21 protein-coding genes are annotated in these 20,800 nt (G+C 59.2%); 10 read left to right on the top strand and 11 right to left on the bottom strand.

Annotated features, from left to right (window positions below):
- From FN369_RS03855 to FN369_RS03845, 3 genes are all read left to right on the top strand, one after another.
- A partial coding sequence (locus tag FN369_RS03855; RefSeq protein ID WP_142524888.1) for a TolC family protein occupies positions 1–1,487 on the top strand: 1,487 nt, incomplete at its 5' end.
- On the top strand, positions 1,484–4,720 hold the full coding sequence (locus FN369_RS03850) for an efflux RND transporter permease subunit (protein WP_142524887.1): 3,237 nt from the start codon (positions 1,484–1,486) through the stop codon (positions 4,718–4,720). The genes FN369_RS03855 and FN369_RS03850, both read left to right, overlap by 4 nt.
- A 200-nt stretch (positions 4,721–4,920) precedes the next feature.
- A complete protein-coding gene (locus tag FN369_RS03845) occupies positions 4,921–5,385 on the top strand; it encodes a DF family (seleno)protein (RefSeq protein ID WP_142524886.1) in 465 nt (154 codons plus the stop codon).
- Between the two features lie 9 nt (positions 5,386–5,394).
- On the opposite strand, the gene FN369_RS03840 is transcribed toward FN369_RS03845, so the two are convergent.
- The 5 genes from FN369_RS03840 to FN369_RS03820 all read right to left on the bottom strand — a co-directional run bounded on the left by FN369_RS03840 (position 5,395) and on the right by FN369_RS03820 (position 7,668).
- Positions 5,395–5,820 (bottom strand): ExbD/TolR family protein, encoded by a 426-nt coding sequence (locus tag FN369_RS03840; protein WP_142524885.1) that lies wholly within the window; start codon positions 5,818–5,820, stop codon positions 5,395–5,397.
- Positions 5,821–5,836: 16 nt separating this feature from the next.
- Complete coding sequence (locus FN369_RS03835; protein WP_246189533.1) at positions 5,837–6,508, bottom strand: MotA/TolQ/ExbB proton channel family protein; 672 nt, start codon at positions 6,506–6,508, stop codon at positions 5,837–5,839.
- Positions 6,509–6,649: 141 nt separating this feature from the next.
- Positions 6,650–6,967, bottom strand: a complete 318-nt coding sequence (locus FN369_RS03830) for a hypothetical protein (RefSeq protein ID WP_142524884.1) — start codon at positions 6,965–6,967, stop codon at positions 6,650–6,652.
- A complete protein-coding gene (locus FN369_RS03825) occupies positions 6,964–7,362 on the bottom strand; it encodes a phage holin family protein (protein ID WP_142524883.1) in 399 nt (132 codons plus the stop codon). Before FN369_RS03825 ends, FN369_RS03830 begins: the two co-directional genes overlap by 4 nt.
- On the bottom strand, positions 7,363–7,668 hold the full coding sequence (locus FN369_RS03820; protein WP_178087662.1) for an ElaB/YgaM/YqjD family protein: 306 nt from the start codon (positions 7,666–7,668) through the stop codon (positions 7,363–7,365).
- A gap of 245 nt (positions 7,669–7,913) precedes the next feature.
- On the opposite strand from FN369_RS03820, the gene FN369_RS03815 reads away from it, so the two are divergent.
- The 6 genes from FN369_RS03815 (at position 7,914) to FN369_RS03790 (ending at position 11,289) form a co-directional block, all read left to right on the top strand.
- Positions 7,914–8,210, top strand: coding sequence for a hypothetical protein (locus FN369_RS03815; protein ID WP_142524881.1), 297 nt, complete (start codon positions 7,914–7,916; stop codon positions 8,208–8,210).
- Entirely contained in the window at positions 8,207–8,656 is a 450-nt protein-coding gene (locus FN369_RS03810; protein WP_142524880.1) for a periplasmic heavy metal sensor, read from the top strand. The genes FN369_RS03815 and FN369_RS03810 overlap by 4 nt, the downstream gene beginning before the upstream one ends.
- Positions 8,657–8,683: 27 nt before the next feature.
- A complete protein-coding gene (locus FN369_RS03805; RefSeq protein WP_142524879.1) occupies positions 8,684–9,265 on the top strand; it encodes an RNA polymerase sigma factor in 582 nt (193 codons plus the stop codon).
- Positions 9,266–9,379: 114 nt separating this feature from the next.
- Positions 9,380–9,793 carry a DsrE/DsrF/DrsH-like family protein gene (locus FN369_RS03800; protein ID WP_142524878.1) on the top strand — a complete coding sequence of 138 codons (414 nt, stop codon included), beginning with the start codon at positions 9,380–9,382 and terminating at the stop codon, positions 9,791–9,793.
- A gap of 51 nt (positions 9,794–9,844) precedes the next feature.
- Positions 9,845–10,087, top strand: coding sequence for a sulfurtransferase TusA family protein (locus FN369_RS03795; RefSeq protein WP_142524877.1), 243 nt, complete (start codon positions 9,845–9,847; stop codon positions 10,085–10,087).
- A 59-nt stretch (positions 10,088–10,146) separates the two neighbouring features.
- Positions 10,147–11,289, top strand: coding sequence for an NAD(P)/FAD-dependent oxidoreductase (locus tag FN369_RS03790; protein ID WP_142524876.1), 1,143 nt, complete (start codon positions 10,147–10,149; stop codon positions 11,287–11,289).
- A 53-nt stretch (positions 11,290–11,342) separates the two neighbouring features.
- On the opposite strand, the gene FN369_RS03785 is transcribed toward FN369_RS03790, so the two are convergent.
- The 6 genes from FN369_RS03785 to FN369_RS03760 form a co-directional block, all read right to left on the bottom strand.
- Positions 11,343–12,092, bottom strand: a complete 750-nt coding sequence (locus FN369_RS03785) for a sulfite exporter TauE/SafE family protein (protein ID WP_142524875.1) — start codon at positions 12,090–12,092, stop codon at positions 11,343–11,345.
- 221 nt (positions 12,093–12,313) lie between these two features.
- A complete protein-coding gene (locus FN369_RS03780) occupies positions 12,314–15,544 on the bottom strand; it encodes an efflux RND transporter permease subunit (RefSeq protein ID WP_142524874.1) in 3,231 nt (1,076 codons plus the stop codon).
- A gap of 2 nt (positions 15,545–15,546) precedes the next feature.
- Complete coding sequence (locus FN369_RS03775; RefSeq protein WP_246189532.1) at positions 15,547–17,007, bottom strand: efflux RND transporter periplasmic adaptor subunit; 1,461 nt, start codon at positions 17,005–17,007, stop codon at positions 15,547–15,549.
- Between the two features lie 616 nt (positions 17,008–17,623).
- On the bottom strand, positions 17,624–18,625 hold the full coding sequence (gene floA, locus FN369_RS03770; protein ID WP_142524872.1) for a flotillin-like protein FloA: 1,002 nt from the start codon (positions 18,623–18,625) through the stop codon (positions 17,624–17,626).
- Complete coding sequence (locus FN369_RS03765; protein WP_178087660.1) at positions 18,622–19,095, bottom strand: NfeD family protein; 474 nt, start codon at positions 19,093–19,095, stop codon at positions 18,622–18,624. The genes floA and FN369_RS03765 overlap by 4 nt, the downstream gene beginning before the upstream one ends.
- Complete coding sequence (locus FN369_RS03760) at positions 19,092–20,492, bottom strand: NfeD family protein (protein ID WP_246189531.1); 1,401 nt, start codon at positions 20,490–20,492, stop codon at positions 19,092–19,094. The genes FN369_RS03765 and FN369_RS03760 overlap by 4 nt, the downstream gene beginning before the upstream one ends.
- A gap of 114 nt (positions 20,493–20,606) precedes the next feature.
- On the opposite strand from FN369_RS03760, the gene FN369_RS11300 reads away from it, so the two are divergent.
- The coding region (locus FN369_RS11300; RefSeq protein WP_218580004.1) for a hypothetical protein at positions 20,607–20,800 on the top strand (194 nt) is incomplete at its 3' end.

Below are 20,800 nucleotides of genomic sequence, written 5' to 3'. Positions count from 1 at the left end.
CTCGCCTCGCGCTCGCCTCGCCGGCTGGTTCGGCGGCCGCTGCGCCCGACGCGGAAAATCCTTCTTCCTCACTCGACCGTCCGAACGGGCCGACCAAGGAGTTCCGCAGCCAAATCCGCCCTTCGCAAGACGCCGAGGTTGCCAAGGCATTCGCCCCGCGCGAGGGGAATGGCGAAGGCTCGGATCATCCCCTCATCCGATTTTGGAGAAGGGTCCAGGCTCATTATCCGGAGCTCAAGAAGAAGCACGCAAAACTCCAGGAAATGCTTGCCCAAAAGGCGCTCGCGGCTTCCGGCTTTTTGCCTCGGGTCTACGGCTGGGCCGATTCGATCACCTCCGATAATCCGGTATTTGGGTTCATGATGCATTTGACCGAGCGCAACTTTTCCGCGGGAGACTTCAACATCAACACGCTCAACCATCCGGGCACGGTCTCCAACCAGAACATGGGCCTCATGGCGCTCGTTCCGATTTTCGACGCCATGCAAACGATCGATTCGATTCGCACCGCGAAGCACCTCATCCGGCAGAGCGAGCAGGAGGAGCGCTTCACCCGCATGGAAGCAAGCCTGCTTGCCATCGATGCCTATTTGCAACTGCTCCTGGCGGAACGAGAGGTAGCTCTGGCGCGACTCGACGTCCAAGCGAGCACACAAGACCTGGAGCAAGCCGTTCGTTTGATGGAACAAGGCCTCGTCCTGGGTGCAGATTTCTATGCGGGCCGTTCGATGAGCGCCTCGATCGAGCAGAGCCAAAACGGCTATACCTCGAAGAGAAAGGTGGCGCTGGTCGCCGTCAATACACTCCAGGGAGAAACCGCGGATGCCGACGTAGCCGTGAGCGGCTCGCTTCCCGCAATCCGCAAGGGCCCTGTGAAACCTCTCGAGCAGTGGGTGCAGGAAGCCTTTCTCTATCGAAGCGATCTTTTGGCGCTCCAATCCTCGATCGCCGCCCAGCACTCCGAAGTAGGCCGCCTGCGGGCGACCGCGCTTCCCTCGGTAAACGGTTTTGCATCCGGCATGCTCGACAGCGACAACTTCAATACGGGCGGCAGAAGCTACACGGTCGGAGTCTTGGGAACCGTCCCTCTTTTCGATCCCTCCCGGGATCCAAAGGTCAAACAGGCTCAGGCGGCAGAGGAGCAGTTGCGGCATGAGGCAGCTTCCTTGCGCGACCTCATCCAGAATAAGCTCGGGCAAGCGTATGCCGAGTATCAGGGTGCTCTCCAGGATGCGGAGATCCTGGGTCGGGCGAGTGCCGATGCACGGAAGTCGACCGAAATGATGGCCGAGCTCTACCGGGAGGGAAGAAAGACGATCGTCGACCTGCTGAGCGTCCGCCAGATGCAGCTCCAAACGGAAATCGGATATTGGGACAGCCTTGCCCGGCTCGAGTTGTCTCGAGCGAAGCTCTATTTTTTGTCGGGAGAACTTGACGACTACCAAGTGCAGCAGATCGCCAAGGAAATCGGGGAGGGGGCCCCATGAGCGACCAGCAAAACGGCGGCGCGATCGGCGGCTTCATCCGCTTCTTCTCCTCTTCCTTGGTGACACCCCTGCTGATTCTCGCCTCCTGGCTCCTCGGCGCCTTTGCATTGGTCGAGCTGCCGCGCGAGGAAGAACCCCAAATCGTGGTTCCTCTCTTCGACATCTTCGTCTCGATGCCCGGGGCGAGTCCCGAAGAGGTCGAAAAGCGCATCGTGAATAACGGGGAGCGGGTCTTTTGGGAAATTCCAGGGGTCGAATATGTCTATTCGACGGCCGCGCCCAACGGAGCTGTCTTCATCGTGAGGTTCCGCGTGGGGGAGGATATGGAAAGGAGCCTCATCAAGCTCTTTACGAAGGTCTACTCTCACCTCGACTTTCTTCCACCCGGCGCATCCCTCCCGCTGATCAAGCCCCGATCGATCGATGACGTGCCGATTCTCGCTCTCACCTTCTACAGCCCGACAAAGGATCCGCTCAGCCTGCGCCGGATCGTGGCGACGGTGCGGGACAAGATCAATCCCATCTCGGATATTTCGGAAACGACGATTCTCGGTGGTCGAAAGCGGCAGTTCCAGGTCTTCTTCGATCCGGCTAAGCTTGCGGCACACCTAGTGACTCCTGCGGACTTGGTGGGGCTCATCCGGCAAAACAACGTGCGGCTCCCCGCCGGTCATGTCGATTCGGAACCGAAGCTCGTCGACGTCGAGCCCAACGCACTCATCACCAGCAAGGAAGATCTCGAAAACTTGGTCGTCAGCGTCAGCCAGGGGAAGGTGGTCTATCTCCGGGACGTGGCGCAGGTAGTCGATGGGCCAGACCAGGATGAGCGCAGCTTGACACTCCGCTTCGGCCGCGCTGCAAGCGCCCAAACGAAAGCCCCGATCGAGGCCGTTACCCTCGCGATCGCCAAGAGAAAAGGAGCCAATGCCACCTTTCTCGCCAAAAAGATCCTAGCAGACGTCGATGCCCTGCGCCCTTCGGTGCTTCCTCCGGATGTTCACTATGTCGTCACCCGCAACTATGGGCAGACTGCGGCCGAGAAATCCAACGAGCTTCTCGAGCACATGGGAATTGCGATTTTCGGCGTCAGCTTCCTGATCGCGCTTTTTCTCGGCTGGCGAGCCGCCGCAATCACCGCCATCGCGATCCCGACGACCCTGGCGATCACGCTGCTCACCTTTCATCTCTTCCATTTCACGATCAACCGGGTCACTCTCTTCGCCTTGATCTTCACGATCGGTATTCTCGTCGACGACCCGATCGTGGGGGTGGAAAACATCGTCCGCCATCTCCATCTGCCTACCGCCGCCGGCCGCTCCCTGCTTTCCGTGACGATCGAAGCCATGCTCGAAATCGTCGGCCCTCTAATCTTGGCCACTTTGGCGGTGATCGCCGCCATCCTTCCAATGGCCACGGTGGGCGGCCTCATGGGTCCTTACATGCGACCAATCCCCATCGGGGCGACGACCGCCATGATTGTTTCCATGCTCGTCTCGCTTTCGGCAACTCCTTGGGCCTCGGTCTGGCTTCTCAAAGGAAGCAAGCATGCGGGAGAACGAGGCGAAGGATTTCTGCTGCGCCTCTACCGGGCCTTCGTGACCCCCCTGATTTACAACCGCTGGCTGCGCCTCGCCTTCGTCCTCTCCGTACTCTTTCTTTTGACCGGTGCCGTGGCCTTGATTCCCCTGAAGCTGGTTCGCGCCAAGATGCTCCCGTTCGACAACAAGAACGAGTTCCAAGTCATCCTCAACATGCCGGAGGGAACCCCCCTGCAAGCCACGCGCTCCGTGCTGGATCGGATCGCCGAAGTCGTCCTTCGCGTTCCGGAGGTCACCAACGTGGAGATCCAAGCCGGAACTCACTCTCCCTACAACTTCAACGGTCTGATTCGCCACTACTTCCTCCGGGAATTCCCTTACCAGGGTGACCTTCAGGTGAACCTCACGGACAAATCCGAACGAAAGCGGCAGAGTCATGACATCGCGGAGAGCGTCCGCCCCGAGATCAACCGGCTTGTCCAGGCAATTCCCGGTGCGTATGTCCAGGTTGCGGAGGTTCCTCCGGGCCCGCCCGTTCTTTCCACGCTCGTTTGGGAGATCTACGGCCCGTCCGCCTCTGGGCGGAGGGAAATCGCCGCGCAAATCGAAAAGCTGATGCGCCAATCTCCCGAGATCACGGATATCGCCACCTACGAAGAAAGCAATCGCCCTCTGGAGGTCCTCAACGTCGACTTGGTCAAAGCGTCGTTGAATGGTCTGCCCGGCGAAGCAGTGACCCAAAACATCGTCACCGCACTCGAAGGTACGAGTCCCGGTCTTGCCCATGCGCCGGATGAGCCCGAACGGGTGCAGATCCTCGTCCGGCTTCCGGAAGAATTGCGTCGAACGGACCAAGCGGTCCGCAACCTGAGTCTCCTCTCCCGATTCGCGAGACTCATCCCCGTCAAGGACTTGACCGCCGAGCGTCTTGGCTGGCAGCACCACCCCATTTACCATAAGAATTTGATGCCGGTAACCTACCTCCTGGGCGATGTCAGCGGGCAAGTCGGCAGTCCCGTCTATGGCATCCTCGATTTCACCCCATCGCTGGAAAAGCTTCGCTCCCCGGAAGGAAAGCCGCTGGAAATCCTCTACACCCACCTTCCCGAGAGCCCGAATGCATGGGCGATCAAGTGGGACGGGGAGTGGCAGGTGACCTTCGAGGTCTTTCGGGATCTTGGGAAGGCCTTCGCCCTCGTCCTCGTGCTGATTTTCATTCTTGTGGTCGGCTGGTTTCGCTCGTTCGTGACTCCCTGGGCTGTAATGCTGCCGATCCCTCTCTCGCTCATCGGGATTCTGCCGGCGCATTGGTACTTGGGCATGTTTTTCACCGCCACCTCGATGATCGGGATGATGGCCGGTGCCGGGATCGTCGTCCGCAATGCGATTATCCTGGTCGATTTCATCGAGATGCGGCTCGCCGCAGGCGATCCCCTCGAGGAGGCGGTGATCTCGGCCGGTGCCGTCCGTCTCCGTCCTATTTTGCTGACCGCCCTCGCCGTCATCATTGGGAGTGCCGTGATCCTATTCGATCCGATCTTCCAAGGGTTGGCCCTTGCTCTCATGGCGGGCGAGATCGCAGCGACGATCCTCTCGCAGCCCGCGGTCCCCGTGTTTTATTACATGTTGCACAAGAGGAGATTCCAAAAGAAGACGCAACCATCGCCGGATCTTTCTCAGCACGTGCAGCCCTGAACTCTCCGTACCGATCGCATCGTTCTTTCCCAAAGTTCGTTCCTGCTCGATAATCCGCTTGCGCAGCATTTCTCGTATTGCTACTATCGGAAGCGGAAAATCCTTCGGTCGGCGGAAAGAGTTCCCTTCTCTCGTTTGGGAGAGAAGCTTCGCGTTTGCTTGGTAGGGCCGGATGGAAGTCCAGACGGGAGATCGCATCCATGGAAATCGAGTTCTTCTACTTTGAAGAGTGTGGCCACTGGAGGGAGGCTCTTTGCCGCATCGAAGAAGTTTTAGCGGAAGAAGGAGGGATACACGCAATTCGATTGATCTCGGTCGAGTCGGTGGTTGAGGCGCAAAGGCACCGAGTCTTTGGATCCCCCACCGTGCGAATCGATGGAAAGGACATCGATCCGGCCGCATGGGGTCGGATCGACTACGGCTTCGGCTGTCGCGTTTATCCCGACGCGGATGGCTCTCTCCATCCGGCGCCTTCGAAGGAATTCCTCCGCCAGGCGCTCCGATCGCACCGGCCGATCTCACTCGCCGAAGCGCATGAAGAGGTGCTCGACACGATCAAACATCAACACCCGGAATGGGTGACGGAGCCGATCGGCGAGTGCGCACGGTGCGTGCGCTACGAGTACGAATTGGCCGATCCGATGGTTTCGCCGTCGGAGGAGTAAAAGGCCTGGCTAGGGAGCCTTCTCCGTCTTCTCCGTCTGGATTGCGATCCGCGTGATTCCTTGCTTGCGGATTTCGTCGAGCACTCCCACTACGCTATCGAAGGTGGCCTTTCGATCGCTGTTGAGAAAGACCTTCGCCTTCTCCGGACCGGCACCAGCCTTGAGAGCCGCGAGCCTTCCTGGGAGCTCGCTCGGGGAGACTTTATCGTGGTCGAAGTAGACATCACCCTTGTCGGTAACGGTCAGCGTGACTTCGTTTTCTTTTCGTTCCTCGCTTCCCGACGTTTGGGCCTTCGGAAGCTGCACGGCAACCCCCGCGTTCTTGATCATTGCTAAGGAGACCATCATGAATGTTGCCAGGAGAAAGAACATCACATCGATAAACGGGATGATCTCGAGCCGCGGCCGATGGCGGCGAGGAGAAGAGACTCTCATGATTCCTGGGTCAACCTCAGTTTCCTTCTGAATTCCTAGCCAGCGGCGTTTCCAGATCCCCTACGTCGACGGACGGTGACCGACCCGCCCACCGGAGGAGGAGCATCTCGAGCTTCGTGGAAGCGGCTTCCATCTGCCGACGCATGTTCTCCATGCGCGCGCTAAAGAAGTTGAGAGGAACGATCGCGACGATGGCTACGGTCAGACCGAAGCTCACAGCAATCAAAGATTCCGCAACGCCTCCAGTGATCGCCGCCTGCTTTCCCGCGAGCTCTCCTCCGCCGACGATGCTAAAGGCGCGCATCATCCCGGTGACGGTGCCCAACAAGCCGAGAAGCGGCCCCAGGGTAACGGCGGTATCCAGTACGACCAGTCCTTTGTTGTAACGGTCGAGCTCGGCATTCGCCGCTTCGAGCAACGCGTCTGAGACCGAGCCATCCTTGTGGCGCAAGCCTTCCACCAGCACGCGGACCACCGAATCCTTCGACTTTTCGCCCGCTGCGAGCGCCTGGGCTAGGCGGCCATGCTCTACCAACTCAAAGATTTTGCGGACCAGCTTGACATCTCTGCGGCGACCCTCCGTCAGTAGAAAAAGAAAGCGCTCGAAGAGCACCGCAACGGTTACGACCGACAAGAGCAGGATCGGCCACATGATCGGGCCGCCCTTGAGAAACAGTTGGTAAACCATAGAGTTAAATAGTGGCTCGTGGATCGAGGGGAAGAACGCCGGGCGATCGGCGATCCGCTTTCCGCTGTTACATCGATTCTTCCATTTATGGACCTCTACTCGAGACCCTAGTTCGAAGCAAGTGCCAATTCGGCACCCCGTTCAAGCCTTTTTTCGACCTCTCCCCGAGAGCAGACTGCCGGCCCAGCGCCCGAGCAGCAAGGCGAGGCGCGCTCTCTCCGCCCAAGAGAGCAATCGCCAGGCCGAAAGGAGGGGGACCCTAGCTTTCTTCGGGGCTTGGAGAGTCCAGATCTCCCGGACCTCGGAGAAGAGCTGCAAGCCGGGACGAATCACCTGAGCCAAGCGCCAGCCCATTTCCAACAGACGGACCGGCGTTCGCATCTCCTCAAGAGAGGCGCTCAGCTCGGCGCGCTGCTGCTCGCAAGCGGCCACGAGCTCGCGCATTCTCTGCTCTCTCATTTCTTTGCGCGATCGTGCAGCCATGCGATGTCCTTCCCCAATTCGCGGATGGTTTCCGCGAACGGCGTGCTCAACGCCTTGACCCACTTTGCAATGCGTACCCCTGCGAAGATCGTCGCCCCAAGGCAGACCAGCCCCATCGTTGCGATTGTGACCGTGCGGGCGAGAGGATCATCCCAAGTCAGAGAAAGGAGCGCAATGCCAAGCCAGAGGATCGTCAGCGCACCGAGAAAGACTCCAACCCCGAGCCAGAGAAGCAAACGGAGCAGCTGCTCGATTTCCGTTTGAAGCTCCACGGAAAAGAGCTCCAACCGGACCGCAATCAATCGGAGCAGCAGGGTGAGAAGTCTCTGCCCCGAGCCGCCGATGCCACCGCGCTTCTGCGCCTCCGTCATCTATCGACGACTGAAAAGCGCTCCGAGCAACATCCCGAAGACCACTCCCACTCCAACAGCTTGGTAAGGGTGATCGCGCACGATTCGATCCACCTCTTGCACTCCCCCCCGCGTGCGATCTGCAAACTGGTCTTCCCGCTCGCCCAAATACTCGCGCAAAGAACTGATGCGAGCCGTCAAGCGCTCCTGTACGTCGCGAGCCTTTTCCCCAAGATTTCCCGCTGATTCCTTCACGAGAATCTCCGCATCGTGGATGACCTCGCGCACATCGTTGAGAAGCTTCTGTCTCGTGATCACTTCGTTCATAGCTAACCTCCTTGCCGACAAGGTCACGGTAGCAGAGCGGCCCATAGGGGTGCAAGCGAGGCTTTTCCGAAGAAGGCCCAGGGCATCACTTTGCCGGCCGGCCGCAGCTGCGGGAAATGCGGGGTTGGTATACCCAAACATCGCAAAGGGAGGAGATATCGCTCCTGCGCAGGAACGCCCGTTTCGATTGGATTTTGCGCGGGAAAAAACGCCGCTCGGTGTTTATCCTGATTCAAAGGATGGGAATGAGCCACGATCCATTGGACGAGCTCTTGCAGAGCTGGCGTGAGAAAGGCCGTCTTCCCGCGCGCTTCCAGCGCGAAGTTTGGGAGCGCCTAGCGCTCCGCTCGCGCGAAGCCGTTCCTCCCGTTCGCCCCCACCGGGGGGCGTGGACGATGCTCATCGTTGCATCGGCAGTCGCCTTTCTGCTTGCCACAGGACAAGCCCGACGATGGGAGGAGAAGCGTTGGACGGAGCTCAAGGCGCAATACTTCCAGACGGTGGATCCCCAAGCCTTGGCCGCTGCGCAAAGGACGCCGTGAAGCGATTCTTCCTGTTCTCCTCGTGGATCGGTCTCAGCGCGGCCGCGGTTTATGCAGCAACGCTCTTTTTTGAGCTGCTGCCCTCCCAACGCATCGTCGGCCGCCCCGATGCGGGGCTCCAATGGCTGCGCCTCGAGCTCCGGCTTTCGGACGAACAGGTCGCCGCGATCTCCCGGCTTCAAGAAGACTATCGTCCTAGTTGCCAGGGGATGTGCCGGAAGATCCTCACGGCTGACACAAGGCTTCAAGAACTCTTGCGGGAAAATCGATCCATTACTCCCGAAATCCAGGCAGCCATGGCCGAGCGGGACAAGCTGCTCTCCGATTGCCGGCAGGCCTTCCTCCGACATGTCTATGCGGTCAGCGCGCAGCTCTCGGCCACACAGCGACAACGCTACCTAACCCTCGTCTCCGATGAGCTTCTGGGCATCGATGCGACCCGGTAGCTCCGGAGCCGGAGAGAGGACCGGTCGATGACCCCATCGGATCCCGACTGGGAGCTCATGGCACGGCTGGCCCAAGGGAGCGATCAAGCCCTGAGCACGCTCATGGAGCGGTGGCAAGAGAAGCTCTTTTCCTTTCTCTGTCGGCTTACCGGCAACGAGGAGTCGGCCGCCGATCTCGCACAGGAAACTTTCGTCCGGGTCTACGAAGCCCGCCACAAGGTGCGACCCACAGGGCGCTTTTCGACGTGGCTCTTCACGATCGCCACCAACCTGAGCCGCAACTTGGCCCGGTGGCGCCGAAGGCATCCGACGATTTCTCTGGAAGACCCGATTGACGAGGACTCCTCGGCCTGCCTGGAAGAGCATCTCGGTTCCGAAAGCCATCCGGGAACTCGCTTGGAACGAGAAGAACTCTGCGAGCAGGTCCGCTCGGCGGTACTCTCCTTGCCGGGGCCGCTGAAGGAGACGCTCGTTCTTTTCGAATACGAGGAGCTCTCCTACGAAGAAATTGCGCAGGTGCTCGGCTGCTCCCGGAAAATCGTCGAAATGCGGCTCTATCGAGCTCGCAAGAGCTTACGAAAGGCTTTAACCCGAAAAGGGCTCCTCTGATCCTTTTCCCGCTCGAAAGCTCGCCAACATTCTGCTTGACGGCAATCGCAACTCTTGGAAGCATTGTAATGTCAAGCAGATCGTCTCCAATCAAATCCCCAAGGAAAGGCCCTTATGAGTGAGAAATTGTCGATCGTCCTCTTCTCCGGTACCGTGGACAAATTGATGGCAGCCTCGGTCCTTGCTTCCGGCGCGGCCGCCATGCAAAAGGAAGTGACGATTTTTGCAACGTTTTACGGGCTCTTTGCGCTCCGGAAGGGGGATTGGAAGCAAAACCGGCGTGTCAGCAAGGACTTCGAGGAATACGGAGCCCAGTTCCTTCAAGCCATGGAAGCAAAAAAGGCGCCCAGTTGGCTCGAGACGCTGCAAACAGCGATCGATATAGGAAATGTGAAAGTGAAAGCCTGCGGGCTCACGATGGATCTTTTATCCATTAAGCTCGAGGATCTCGAACCGATCGTAAGTGAGATCGTAGGGGTTGCCCATTTCATCGAAGAAGCTTCCGATGGGCAAATCATCTTTCTCTAGGGAAGCCATGCGATTTGCCAGCAGACCAACCAAGACACGCTAGGAGGAATTATGGAAGGGATTCAGATCGCCAAGGAAAGTGATGCGCGGGGCAGTTTCTGTCCGGGACCGCTCATGGAGATGATTCGTTTGGTGCGTTCCGCCAATGTCGGCGACGTGGTCGCGGTGATTTCCGGAGACGAGGGGAGCAAAAAGGACATCCCCGCTTGGATCAACAAGGCGCATTACGAACTCGTCGGAACGGAGGAGGTTGCCCCCGGAGCCACTCGCTTCCTCTGCCGCAAGAATCACTAGTCGGCAAGAGAGGGCAACCCCTTCCGGAAAGTCGGTTCTCCAGGAACGAAAGGAGCGTCATGAAAAAAATCCTGATCCTCGGCGGAGGAACCGGGGGAACGATTGTAGCCAACCGGCTCGCCCACGCATTGCAACCGCAAGATGCGTCGATCGAAGTCATCAGCGATTCTCCTCTTCACTACTATCAGCCCGCTCAGCTCTACATCCCGTTCGGCGAGGAGGATCCGAGAAAGATCGCGCGCTCCGAGCGCAAGTTGCTCAATCCCCAAGTCAAGCTCCGGATCGACACGGTATCGGAATGGATTCCCGACAAGCAGGCGCTGCACACCGCCAGGGGGGATACGATTTCCTACGACTTCCTCGTCATCGCCACCGGCTCCGTGCCGTGTCCCGAAGAAGTGGAGGGATTCGTCGCCGGAGCGGATCATTTTTATACACCGGAAGCGGCCTATCGGCTTTATCATAAGCTCAGCGAATTCGAAGGGGGACGCCTCGTCGTGGGAGTTGGGGGAATCCCCTATAAGTGCCCCGTGGCCCCGCTCGAGTTTACCCTTCTCGCGGAGGCCTTTCTCGCTCACAAGGGGATCCGGTCCAAGACCGAGATCGTCTATACCTTCCCCTTAAACGACGTATTCAACATCCAGAGCGTCGTCCCGGTCGTTCGCGAACTTTTTGAGCAGCGCTCCATCCGCGCCGAGACTTTCTTCAACTTAGAGTCGGTCGACGCCGAAAAGAAACTGGTCAAGAGTCTGGAAGGCACCGAACTTCCTTTCGACATCCTGGTGATGACTCCGCCTCATAAAGGAGCACCATTTTTACGTGGCCATCCGATGGCGGACAACGATGGATGGGTGAAGACCGATCGCAACACGCTTCGTGTCAACGATCTCCCCAATGTCTGGGCGCTGGGCGATACGACCAACTTGCCCATCAGCAAAGCGGGGAGCACCGCCCATTTCGAGGCACCGGCGATCGTGGAGCAGATTGTGGCTGCGATCCGCCGCGAGGAATCTCCTCCCGGAAAAGCAACCTATAATGGGCACGTCACCTGCTTCATCGACTCGGGTTACGGCAAGGCGACTATTCTGGATTTCGATTACGATCACCCGCCGGCGGTATATGAGCCGAATGAATTCCGTCATCTCCAGAAGATGGCTTTCAACAAGCTCTATTGGTACCTGGTTCCGACCGCGGTCATCTGAAGGCGTCGTCGACCGCCGGGCTCATCTCGGGTCGGTGGAACCGAATCCGCGGCTCAGCGGATCGCGCGCAGGGCGACCAGAGCGCCCACGAGAATCAACCAGACCAAAAGAAAGACCCGGGCGGGCTTCTTCGGGATGACTGTGCAGGCGTAGGAGCCCCCGATCGCACCCAACACCCCGCCGCCGACCATCGCAAAAATGAGTTGAGAATCGCTCATCCCCTGGTGAACATGGATCCCTCCGCCAATCAGGGAGAGGATCATGCCGAAGGCGATGTCCGTTCCTACGACTTCACTGGGGGTCAGCTTGGTGAGGGTTAGGAGAAGGAGACTCCCCAAGGCTCCGCCGCCGGCGGAGAAAGAGCCGACTTCTAAGCCGATCAAGAAGGAAAAAGCGGGGAGCCAGCGCAAATAGCGGTGAAGAACAAGGCGGTGCTCCGTAAAGGTGAACCAGAGGTTGAGCAGCGAAGAGAGAACCACCGTCAGGCCGATAGCGAGTAGGATCATCGAGCCTAGGTGACCTTTTCGAGAAACGTGGGCGAGGAGAAAGGAGCCGGCCACGACCCCGGGAATCCCTCCGAAGGAGAGAAGCAGCAGAATGCGCTTGTTGATATCCCCTTTCAGAAAATAAATGAGCGAGCTCGGTATCTTGATCAAGGCCGAGAAGCCCAAAGCGACGCCGACGGCGATCGTCGGCTCGATCCCGAAAAAGAGGAGAATTGGAACCGTCAAGGTACCACCTCCCACTCCGGTCAACCCGATGAGGAAAGCGATGCAAAAGCCAAGGAGATAAAATTTGGTCACCTCTTTGTCCTGATCACCTATAGAGTATAGGTACGTTGGCTAAGCCGCCCACTGTCTCCGGCTGCGGCTCCCGAAACCCACTCGGCCTTCCCCCACCTTCTTGCACCCTTCGCGATTCCCGATGCACGCTTGCAAGGAGAACATACTAGGCTGCGCTCGTCGATCTCGCGAAAGCGGGCACCGGGTCGGGTATTTCTTCGCCCGGGGATTCGAAAAGGAGATTATTCCACCGTCGAATCGCGACGGTCTTTCGCTTTGAGGATCCCCTCGCTTGCCGGAAGAGTGCGGCCGCGCCAAAGCGAGTAGAGGACGGGATAGAGGAGCAATTCGAGGATGCCGGATGTCACCACCCCTCCAACCATCGGCGCGGCAATCCGTTTCATCACGTCCGCTCCGGTTTCCCGGCTCCAGAGGATGGGTAGAAGACCGAAAAGAATGGCGCAGATCGTCATCATTTTCGGCCGGATTCTGCCTAGGGCGCCTTCTTCAATTGCGGCGCGCAGATCGGCGCGTGACCGCATCCGTCCTGCGCGGCTCCGCTCCTCATACGCATGATCAAGGTAGAGGAGCATGACGACGCCCGTCTCTGCATCGAGGCCCGCAAGGGCGATCAGCCCGACGGCCACCGCCACGCTGAGATTGTAGCCGAGCCAATAGAGGAGCCAAAAGGCTCCAACCAGGGAGAAGGGCACGGCGAGTAACACGAGGAGAGTCCGACTTACGGACCGCGTGTTGAGATGCAACAAGACCACGATGATCCACAAGGTGAGAGGAATCAGCAGAAATAAACGCTGCCTTGCCCGGAGGAAATACTCGTAGGAGCCCGCCCATTCGACGTAGTATCCCGGAGGGAAAGCGACATTCCGGGCGATCTGAGCGCCGGCCTTCCGCACGTAGCCGACCAGATCCTTGGCTGTGCTATCGACAAAGACAAAACCGACGAGTTGCGCATTCTCGCTCCGAACCTCGGGGGGGCCGAAGGCAAAATGGATGTCCGCCAGCTCTCCCAAGGGAACCTGGACACCGGAAATCGCTTGCGCTGGCGAGCCCTGGAGCGAGGTTTCCGGGGAAACAGCCGCCGGCGCCTCACCCAAAAGGATCCGGGAGAGCGCAAGCGGATCCTCCCGAAAATCTCGATTGTAACGAACACTTACGGGATACCGTTCCCGCCCTTCCACCGTAACGGTCACGGTATTCCCGCCGATCGCTCCTTCGATCGCCTGGTTCACATCTTCGACCGTAAATCCGTAACGAGCCAGCGCTTCGCGGCGTATCTGAATATCGAGGTAACGTCCCCCTTCCACTCGCTCCGCAAAGACGCTGCGCGTGTCAGGAAATCCGGAAAGAGCTCGCTCAATCTTCTCCCCCAAATCCCGAATCACATTTAGATCGGAACCAAAGATCTTGATGCCTAAGTTCGACCGGAAGCCCGTCGTCAGCATCTCCGTGCGGGTTTGGATCGGCATCCAAAAGATATTGGCTACTCCCGGGAACTGGAGCCGCCGATTCAATTCCGCTACGAGCTTTTCCCAAGTCATCCCTTTGCGCCATTGGCTCTCCGGCCGAAAGGTGACGACCGTCTCGGTCATGGAAAGGGGGGCCGGATCGGTCGAGGTATCCGCTTGACCTACCTTACCGAAGACGGTCGCTACCTCCGGCAGCTGCGCAATGATCCGATCCTGCGTCTGGAGGATTCGGCCGGCCTCTGCAATCGCCACTCCGGGTACGGCGGTGGGCATATAGAGTAGGGTACCTTCGTTGAGCGGGGGCATGAACTCCGCTCCCAAGCGGCGGATCGGATAGAGAGTCGAGGCGAGCACTCCGAGTGCAAGGAAAAGCACCGCAACTCGATGACGGAGGACAAAGTCGAGAACCGGGCCATAGAGGGCGAGGAGCAGCCGATTGAGAGGGTTGCGCTTTTCCGGGACGATTCGGCCGCGGATGAACCAGAACATCAATACGGGCACCAAGGTCACAGAAAGCAGGGCGGCGAAAAACATCGCGAAGGTCTTGGTAAATGCGAGAGGACGAAAGAGGCGCCCCTCCTGAGCCTCCAACGCGAAGACAGGAACAAAAGAGACGGTGATCACCAGGAGCGAGAAGAAGAGAGGCCGGCCGACCATCTTGGCAGCGGAAAGCAATACCTGGAGCCGCTCTTCCCCGCGCGGATCCTTGCCGCTCTTCTCCCGCGCCTCCTCCAGCTGCTTATGGGCGTTCTCGACCATGATGACCGCTCCGTCCACCATGGCCCCGATCGCGATGGCGATTCCTCCGAGGGACATGATGTTCGCCGTCAAGTGGAGACCGCCGAAGGGAATGAAAGAGAGGACGATCGCCGCTGGAAGGAGAAGAATGACGACGAGCGCACTGCGCAGATGCCAAAGGAAGAGAATGCAGACTATGCTGACCACGATGCTCTCTTCGATCAGCTTCTCCCAAAGGGTCCGAATCGAGCGATGGATGAGCTCGGAACGGTCATAGGTGGGAATCAAACGGACACCGGCGGGGAAGGAGCTCTCGAGGGTCTTGAGCTTTTTCTTGATTCCGTCGATCACCCGCAGGGCGTTTTCGCCGTAGCGCATCACCACGATTCCTCCGACCGTTTCCCCCTTACCACTGAACTCGGCGAGGCCCTGCCGAAGGTCTCCTCCGAACGTTAAGCTTCCCAGCTGCCGGACCAGGATGGGAAAGCCCTTCGGGTCGGCTCGCACGACCACGTTTCCCACGTCGGCGAGGGATTGAAAGTATCCCCGTCCACGGATGTAATACTCCATGGTGGAAACCTCGAAGCTCTTTCCCCCCACGTCGCGGTTCCCCTTCCGAACCGCATCGACCACCTCGGAGAAGCGTACGCCGTACGCCACCAGCTTGTCCGGATCGAGGTTGACTTGATATTGGCGGACGTAGCCGCCGACGCTCGCTACTTCCGAAACGCCGTGAACGGAAGCCAGCGCATATCGCAAAGTCCAGTCCTGAAAAGAACGGAGATCGGCCAAGTCGTGTTGTCCCGACTCGTCGACGAGCGCATACTCAAAGACCCAGCCGACGCCCGTCGCATCCGGACCCAAGGTCGGACTGACTCCCTCCGGCAATCGTCCGCGGACTCCATTCAAGTACTCCAAGACTCGGGATCGGGCCCAGTAGATATCGGTGCCGTCTTCGAAGATTACATATACGAAAGACTTGCCGAAAATGGACTCTCCGCGGACAAATTTTACCTTCGGTGCCGAAATGAAGAGTGTCGAAATCGGATAGGTAATTTGATCTTCGACGAGTGTCGGACTTCGCCCCGTCCATTCCGTGTAGACGATCACCTGCACATCCGAAAGATCCGGAATTGCGTCCAAAGGAGAACTTCGGAGAGCCTCGACTCCCCAGGCGATCCCGAAGGCGGCCAAGACACTCACCAGAAATGGATTGCGGCCGCTCCACTCGATGAGGCGTTCCAGCATGGCTACATCCCGGGCATTCCCGGCATGCCGTGGTGATGATGGTGCCCGCCCGGCGGAGGCATCGGCGTCCCCGCCGGAGGAGGAGCCGAAGGAGCGGGCTTCTGCGGAAGCTCCTCTCCCTCGGATGGTTGCTCGCTCGACCAAATCTGCAAAGCACCCTGAACACGGGCCTCCGCATCGATGAGAAAGTTGGCGCCGGTCACAACCCGCTCCCCTTCGTCAAGCCCGGAAACTACTTGGTAATAGTCGTCGAGCTTCGCCCCGAGACGAACGAAGCGCGGCTCGAGACGACCCCCTCCGTGATCGACGAACACGACAAATCGCCTCCCGGTCGGAATCACGGCGTCACTCCGCACCGCCAGCTGTGTTCCGTAGTCGAGATGGGCCGCCACCTCTGCATACATTCCCGGCCGCAGCTTGTGGCCCGGGTTCGGCAAAATGATCCGTGCCTGGAGCCGGCGCACCGCTTCGGTAAAATGAGGCTGAACGAAGTCGATGCGACTCCGGAACCGTTCTGCGGGGAGTGCCGGCAGAGTCACCTCGCAAAGCTGACCTTCCGAGATGAACGGCGCTTGATCCTCGGAGAATTGCGCGAGTACCCAGATGCGAGAAAGATTCACAAGCCGAAAAAGCGTTTGACCCGCGGAGAAACGCATTCCCTCGATCACATTCTTCTCATGCACATGGCCGGATATGGGAGAAAGCAGATCGAAGGTCCCATGAATGCCCTTCCCGGTCCGAACATCGTTGGTCGACATGCTCCAGGCATATCGTTCGAGCTCCCGGATCTGCGCATCGGTCAAGTCCCAGACGCGGATCCGATTCCGGATGTGCTGGAATTGCTGGTCGAGAAGGATTGGATTCGCCTTTTGAATCAGCAGGCTTCTCCGCCAGGCTCGGTAGGCGCGGATATAATCCATTTGGGCTTGTACCCAGTTCTCGGACAGAATCGTCGCCAGCTTTTCTCCCTTGTGGACCTCTTTCCACAAATAATCGGCGTAGAGCTTGATCACGTACCCGTCTCCCGCCTTCACGTTGATATCGATCTCCTTGGATTCGTCGACCGCTAAGATGGCGGGCGCATGCAACTCCCGCACGAGGTGGCGCCGCTCGACGACAGCCGTGCGGACGCCGATTGCTTGGAGGCGTTCGGAAGGCACAAAAAAGGGATTCGTTTGGGGCGTGGGAGAGATCGGAAGGCCCCGTTCCGAAGAGGTCGCCATGCCCGGCGGTGGATTCTTGGCCTGATTTTCCGAAGAAGAGATTTTCTCGTGAACCGGTACAAGATCCATGCTGCAGATCGGACACTTGCCGGGAGTAGGAGAACGCACGCTCGGGTGCATGGTGCAGGTGTAGTAAAGAACTCTTCCTTCCTTCCCCGGCTCGGCGCTCGACCGGACACCGGACCAGCCCGATAGGAACAGGAGAAGAAGGAGGGCTGGCAACGGTCGGAAGCTGTTCACGGATACGGGAAAAGCGGCTCTGGGGAGATGAAACCCCCCTCTGAGCAAAAACCCTCGGGGCTCGTAGGCTTTGCTTCTCTCATATGCCGGCATTCCCGGGCTCGCGCAGAGCAACGGGAGGATTCCAGAGAATTTCGGCTCCGAGAAACGCCTCGCGCGCTCCGATTGGGTCCCGGAGCCGACGCAGGAAAACCCGGGAGGGCTTCTTGGCTCTCGTTGGGCCAGGCGGGCCTAAGGACACTGCCGCTGCCACTGGGCAACGCCTTTCTTCCGAAAAGAGTGATTTGCCGGCGACAAGAGACTCTCCCTCCTCCGAAGGGGGCGCGGGACGCCCATTTTCCCGATCGATGCTCCGGAGTGTCCCTTCTCCCGATGGCTCCGGTCGCGGCCCGCGAATCGGAGCGGGAGATTCCTCTCCTCCCGACCCGCTCGGAGGGAGAGGCTCGACTTTCCCACGACGGTAGGCGAGGGCCGTCTGAATGGCGAGCAGGATCAGGATCGCCAGGAGGGAACCCCATTCCGTCGAAAAAGAAAATCCTGCTCCCAGGATCGGAGCGATCACTGCATCTGGAAACCGGCCGGGCATCGTCCTCCCGAGGATTCTTTCCCTTTGCGATTAAGAGGAAGCCCCGCTCCCCTGAGCCGGCCCCGATGATTCGCCCGCGATGCTCGATCGCATGGCCGTATCGGATTGAATGTTGCGCAGCCGGTAGTAATCCATGACTCCGAGATTTCCCTTCCGAAAGGCCTCCGCGATTGCGAGCGGTACCTCCGCTTCGGCCTCTACGAGCTTGGCGCGCATCTCTTGCTCCAAGGCCACGGCCGCTGCACGCCGAACCTCCGCCTTGGCTTGAGCAACCCGCTTGTCCGCTTCCGCCTGCTCGGCCTGGAGCTTTGCTCCGATGTTATCGCCGATGGCGACTTCCGCGATATCGATCGAGAGAATTTCAAAAGCCGTTCCCGAATCGAGTCCTTTCTGAAGCACCGTCTTCGAGATCCGATCGGGATACTCCAAAACTTCCTTATAATTGAGCGCCGACCCGATCGTCGTGACGATTCCTTCTCCCACGCGCGCGATGATCGTCTCTTCCGTAGCCCCCCCGACAAAACGTTCCAGATTGGTCCGAACGGTGACTCGTGCCCGTGCTTTCACGGCAATCCCGTCCTTGGCCACGCCGGCGATGGTATCCTGTCCGGTCGCCGGATTCGGACAATCGATCACCTTGGGATTGACGCTTGTCCTCACCGCCTCGAAGACGCTCTTCCCCGTTCCGATCGTAGCCAGATCGATCGCGCACGCCCGATTGAAGTCGAGCGAAATCCCGGCTCGATCCGCCGCGATCAGGGCCCTCACCACCTGTTCCACATTCCCGCGCGCCAAGTAATGGGATTCCAACTGGGCCGTGCTCAGCTCGATCCCGGAACGAACCGCGGTGATGCGCGTGTTCACGATGAGCGAGGGGGGGATCCCGCGTAGCCGCATGGCGACCAAGTTGAATAGGCTCACCCATGCGCCGGAAATAAACGCCCGAACCCAAATCCCGAGAAAATTGATCAAGAGAAAGGCTCCGATGAGCGCGATGACCGCCAGAAGGCCCAGGAGGAAAAGGGAGATCATGTGCAATTCTCGTTTACCGCCTCCACGATCCAGCGACCGTCGCGACTCCCGATCACCCGAATCTTCGTACCCTCTTCCAGAAATCCGCTCTCCGCAATGACCTCTGTACGCTTCTTCTCGAATAGGGCGACCCCGACGGGATGGCAAGGCGAAAGGAGAACCCCTTGCCGGCCGATCAGACCGACATCCGGTTCGGCTCTCCCGGGCGGGTTGCTGAACTCGAGGGCCATCCGATGCCCAAGGCGGCTCCTAGGCAAAAAACGGAGCCACGCCCAGAGCAGTCCTCCGAAAAGCAAAAGGCTCGCCGCCAGTGCAAAAAAGCCGGCTTCCTGACCGAAGAGGAGAAAGGCGGCGACAACCCCCGCGAAAAAGGCGAACCCGGCGAGCACTCCCAAAATCGTGCTAGGAAAGAGCAGCTCTCCGGCAAAGAGAAGCAAGCCCACCAAAAGAAAAAAGAGAATCGCAGTCACGCTTCCTCGTCCGATGCCTCGACGACGACCCTCACTCCCTCAACCGAAACGATCCGCAGTCGGCTCCCTGCGGGAACGAAGGCACCGGAAGTCACGACATCGACGAGCTTTTCCCCAAAACGCGCAGTTCCCGAGGGGCGGAGGACGGTGAGCGCAACCCCTTCCTCGCCGGGCTTTACCGGAGGAACCCGTTTTTGCACGGAAATTCCCTCGGGACCGAGACTCAAACGCCGTGCCGGAAGAAAGCGAGCGGCAACCGCTCCCGCGGCGAAAGCGGCCAAGGCCGACAGGGCGAACGAAAGCAGCGGTTGGGCGAGTCGTCCGACTCCAATCCAGAGAGCTTCCTTGGGATATCGGTCGACCATCGCGTAGAGCAATCCGAAGAGGGCAAGAATCAGTCCCACCAACGTGGGCAGAAGGAGACCTGGGACGAAGAAGACTTCGAATGCAACCAGACCCACTCCGCAGAGAAAGAGGAAGAGCGGCTCCCATCCACTCAATCCCGCCAGATAGTGGCCGAAGAAATAGAGCAGAAAACAGATCAATGCCGCTCCGCCGAAAAGCCCGAAAGAACCGCCGGTCTTAAGCTCCAAGTATCCCAGCAGAAGGCCAAGCCCCAGCAGCAGAGGGCCGGCAGCCATGAGGGCGCGGGCAATCTTCTCGAAACCGGTGGGGCGCAACTCCTCCGAGCGCGCGCCTTCGCCTCCGATCTGGCGCACCAAGCTCCGCAAATCCGCAACGGTTCCGTCGGAAAGCAACGGCTGCGGCGGATTCCCGTAGCGCCGCGCCGCCTCGGTATCGGTCAAAGTCAGCACCTTCCCTTTCGGCAAAAGGACGGCCCCGTCGATCACCAGACCGCTCTCCCGATCCACCATGGCATCGAATACCGCTGGATTATGGCCGTGACGCTCCGCCGTTGCGCGCACCAGGGCTTGATAGGCCGAGAGAATCTTCTTCTCGTAACTTTCGGGAAGGTTCTGGACCGATGTTCCTCCGGGAGAAGCGAGAACCGGGGTAGCGGCACCGATGACCGAGCCGGGAGCCATGTAAATATGACGGGTAGCCGCTGCAAGGAAGGCACCCGCCGAAAACGCCTTTGAGTCGACAAACGAGTAGGTCGCATTCTGATTCGGAAAATGATCGATGATGTGGATCATCTCCTCCATGGCATCCGCCCGTCCTCCCGGAGTATCCAAATCGAGCAGAAGTGCGGCGGCACCATGGGCGACGGCCTCCTTCACCCCGCGCCGAACGAAGTAGACAAGAGCCGGCTCGATTTCTCCATGCACCGGGATCACATAGACAAGCTTCTCCGCCTGCCCTGCGGGCGCTTGAGCGAGGAAGGCAAGCATCCAGAGGAGCTTCCAGGAGAGGCCTGCGCGGGTACTACCCCTCATACGCTCTTTCCCACCTTCTGCCAAGGACTCGGGGACGTCAATCCCGGTCCCGAAGAGCATTGACAGCATTCTGGTTCTTGCGCGAGGCTACTCCGCATATCAGGGGAAGCAGAAATGGCGACCCGCATCCGTTTCCCGGGAGGCCCGGGCTCCTCGTTCGGAAGAAGCTGCTCGTTTCTTCCGGCGGGCGCCGGGTTCCTCTCACTGCTGCTGTCGATCGGACTTCTTTCGGCGACGTTCGCGGCCACGGACAGTTCCGATTCGTCGGAGGGAGCCGCCAATTCGAGCCAGAGCGGGCAGATTCAGGA

Source organism: Methylacidimicrobium cyclopophantes (genome assembly GCF_902143385.2).
In the GTDB taxonomy this organism is placed as follows: domain Bacteria; phylum Verrucomicrobiota; class Verrucomicrobiia; order Methylacidiphilales; family Methylacidiphilaceae; genus Methylacidimicrobium; species Methylacidimicrobium cyclopophantes.
Note: the sequence above shows the minus strand (reverse complement) of the source record. Positions and strands in the feature narration are given on the sequence as shown.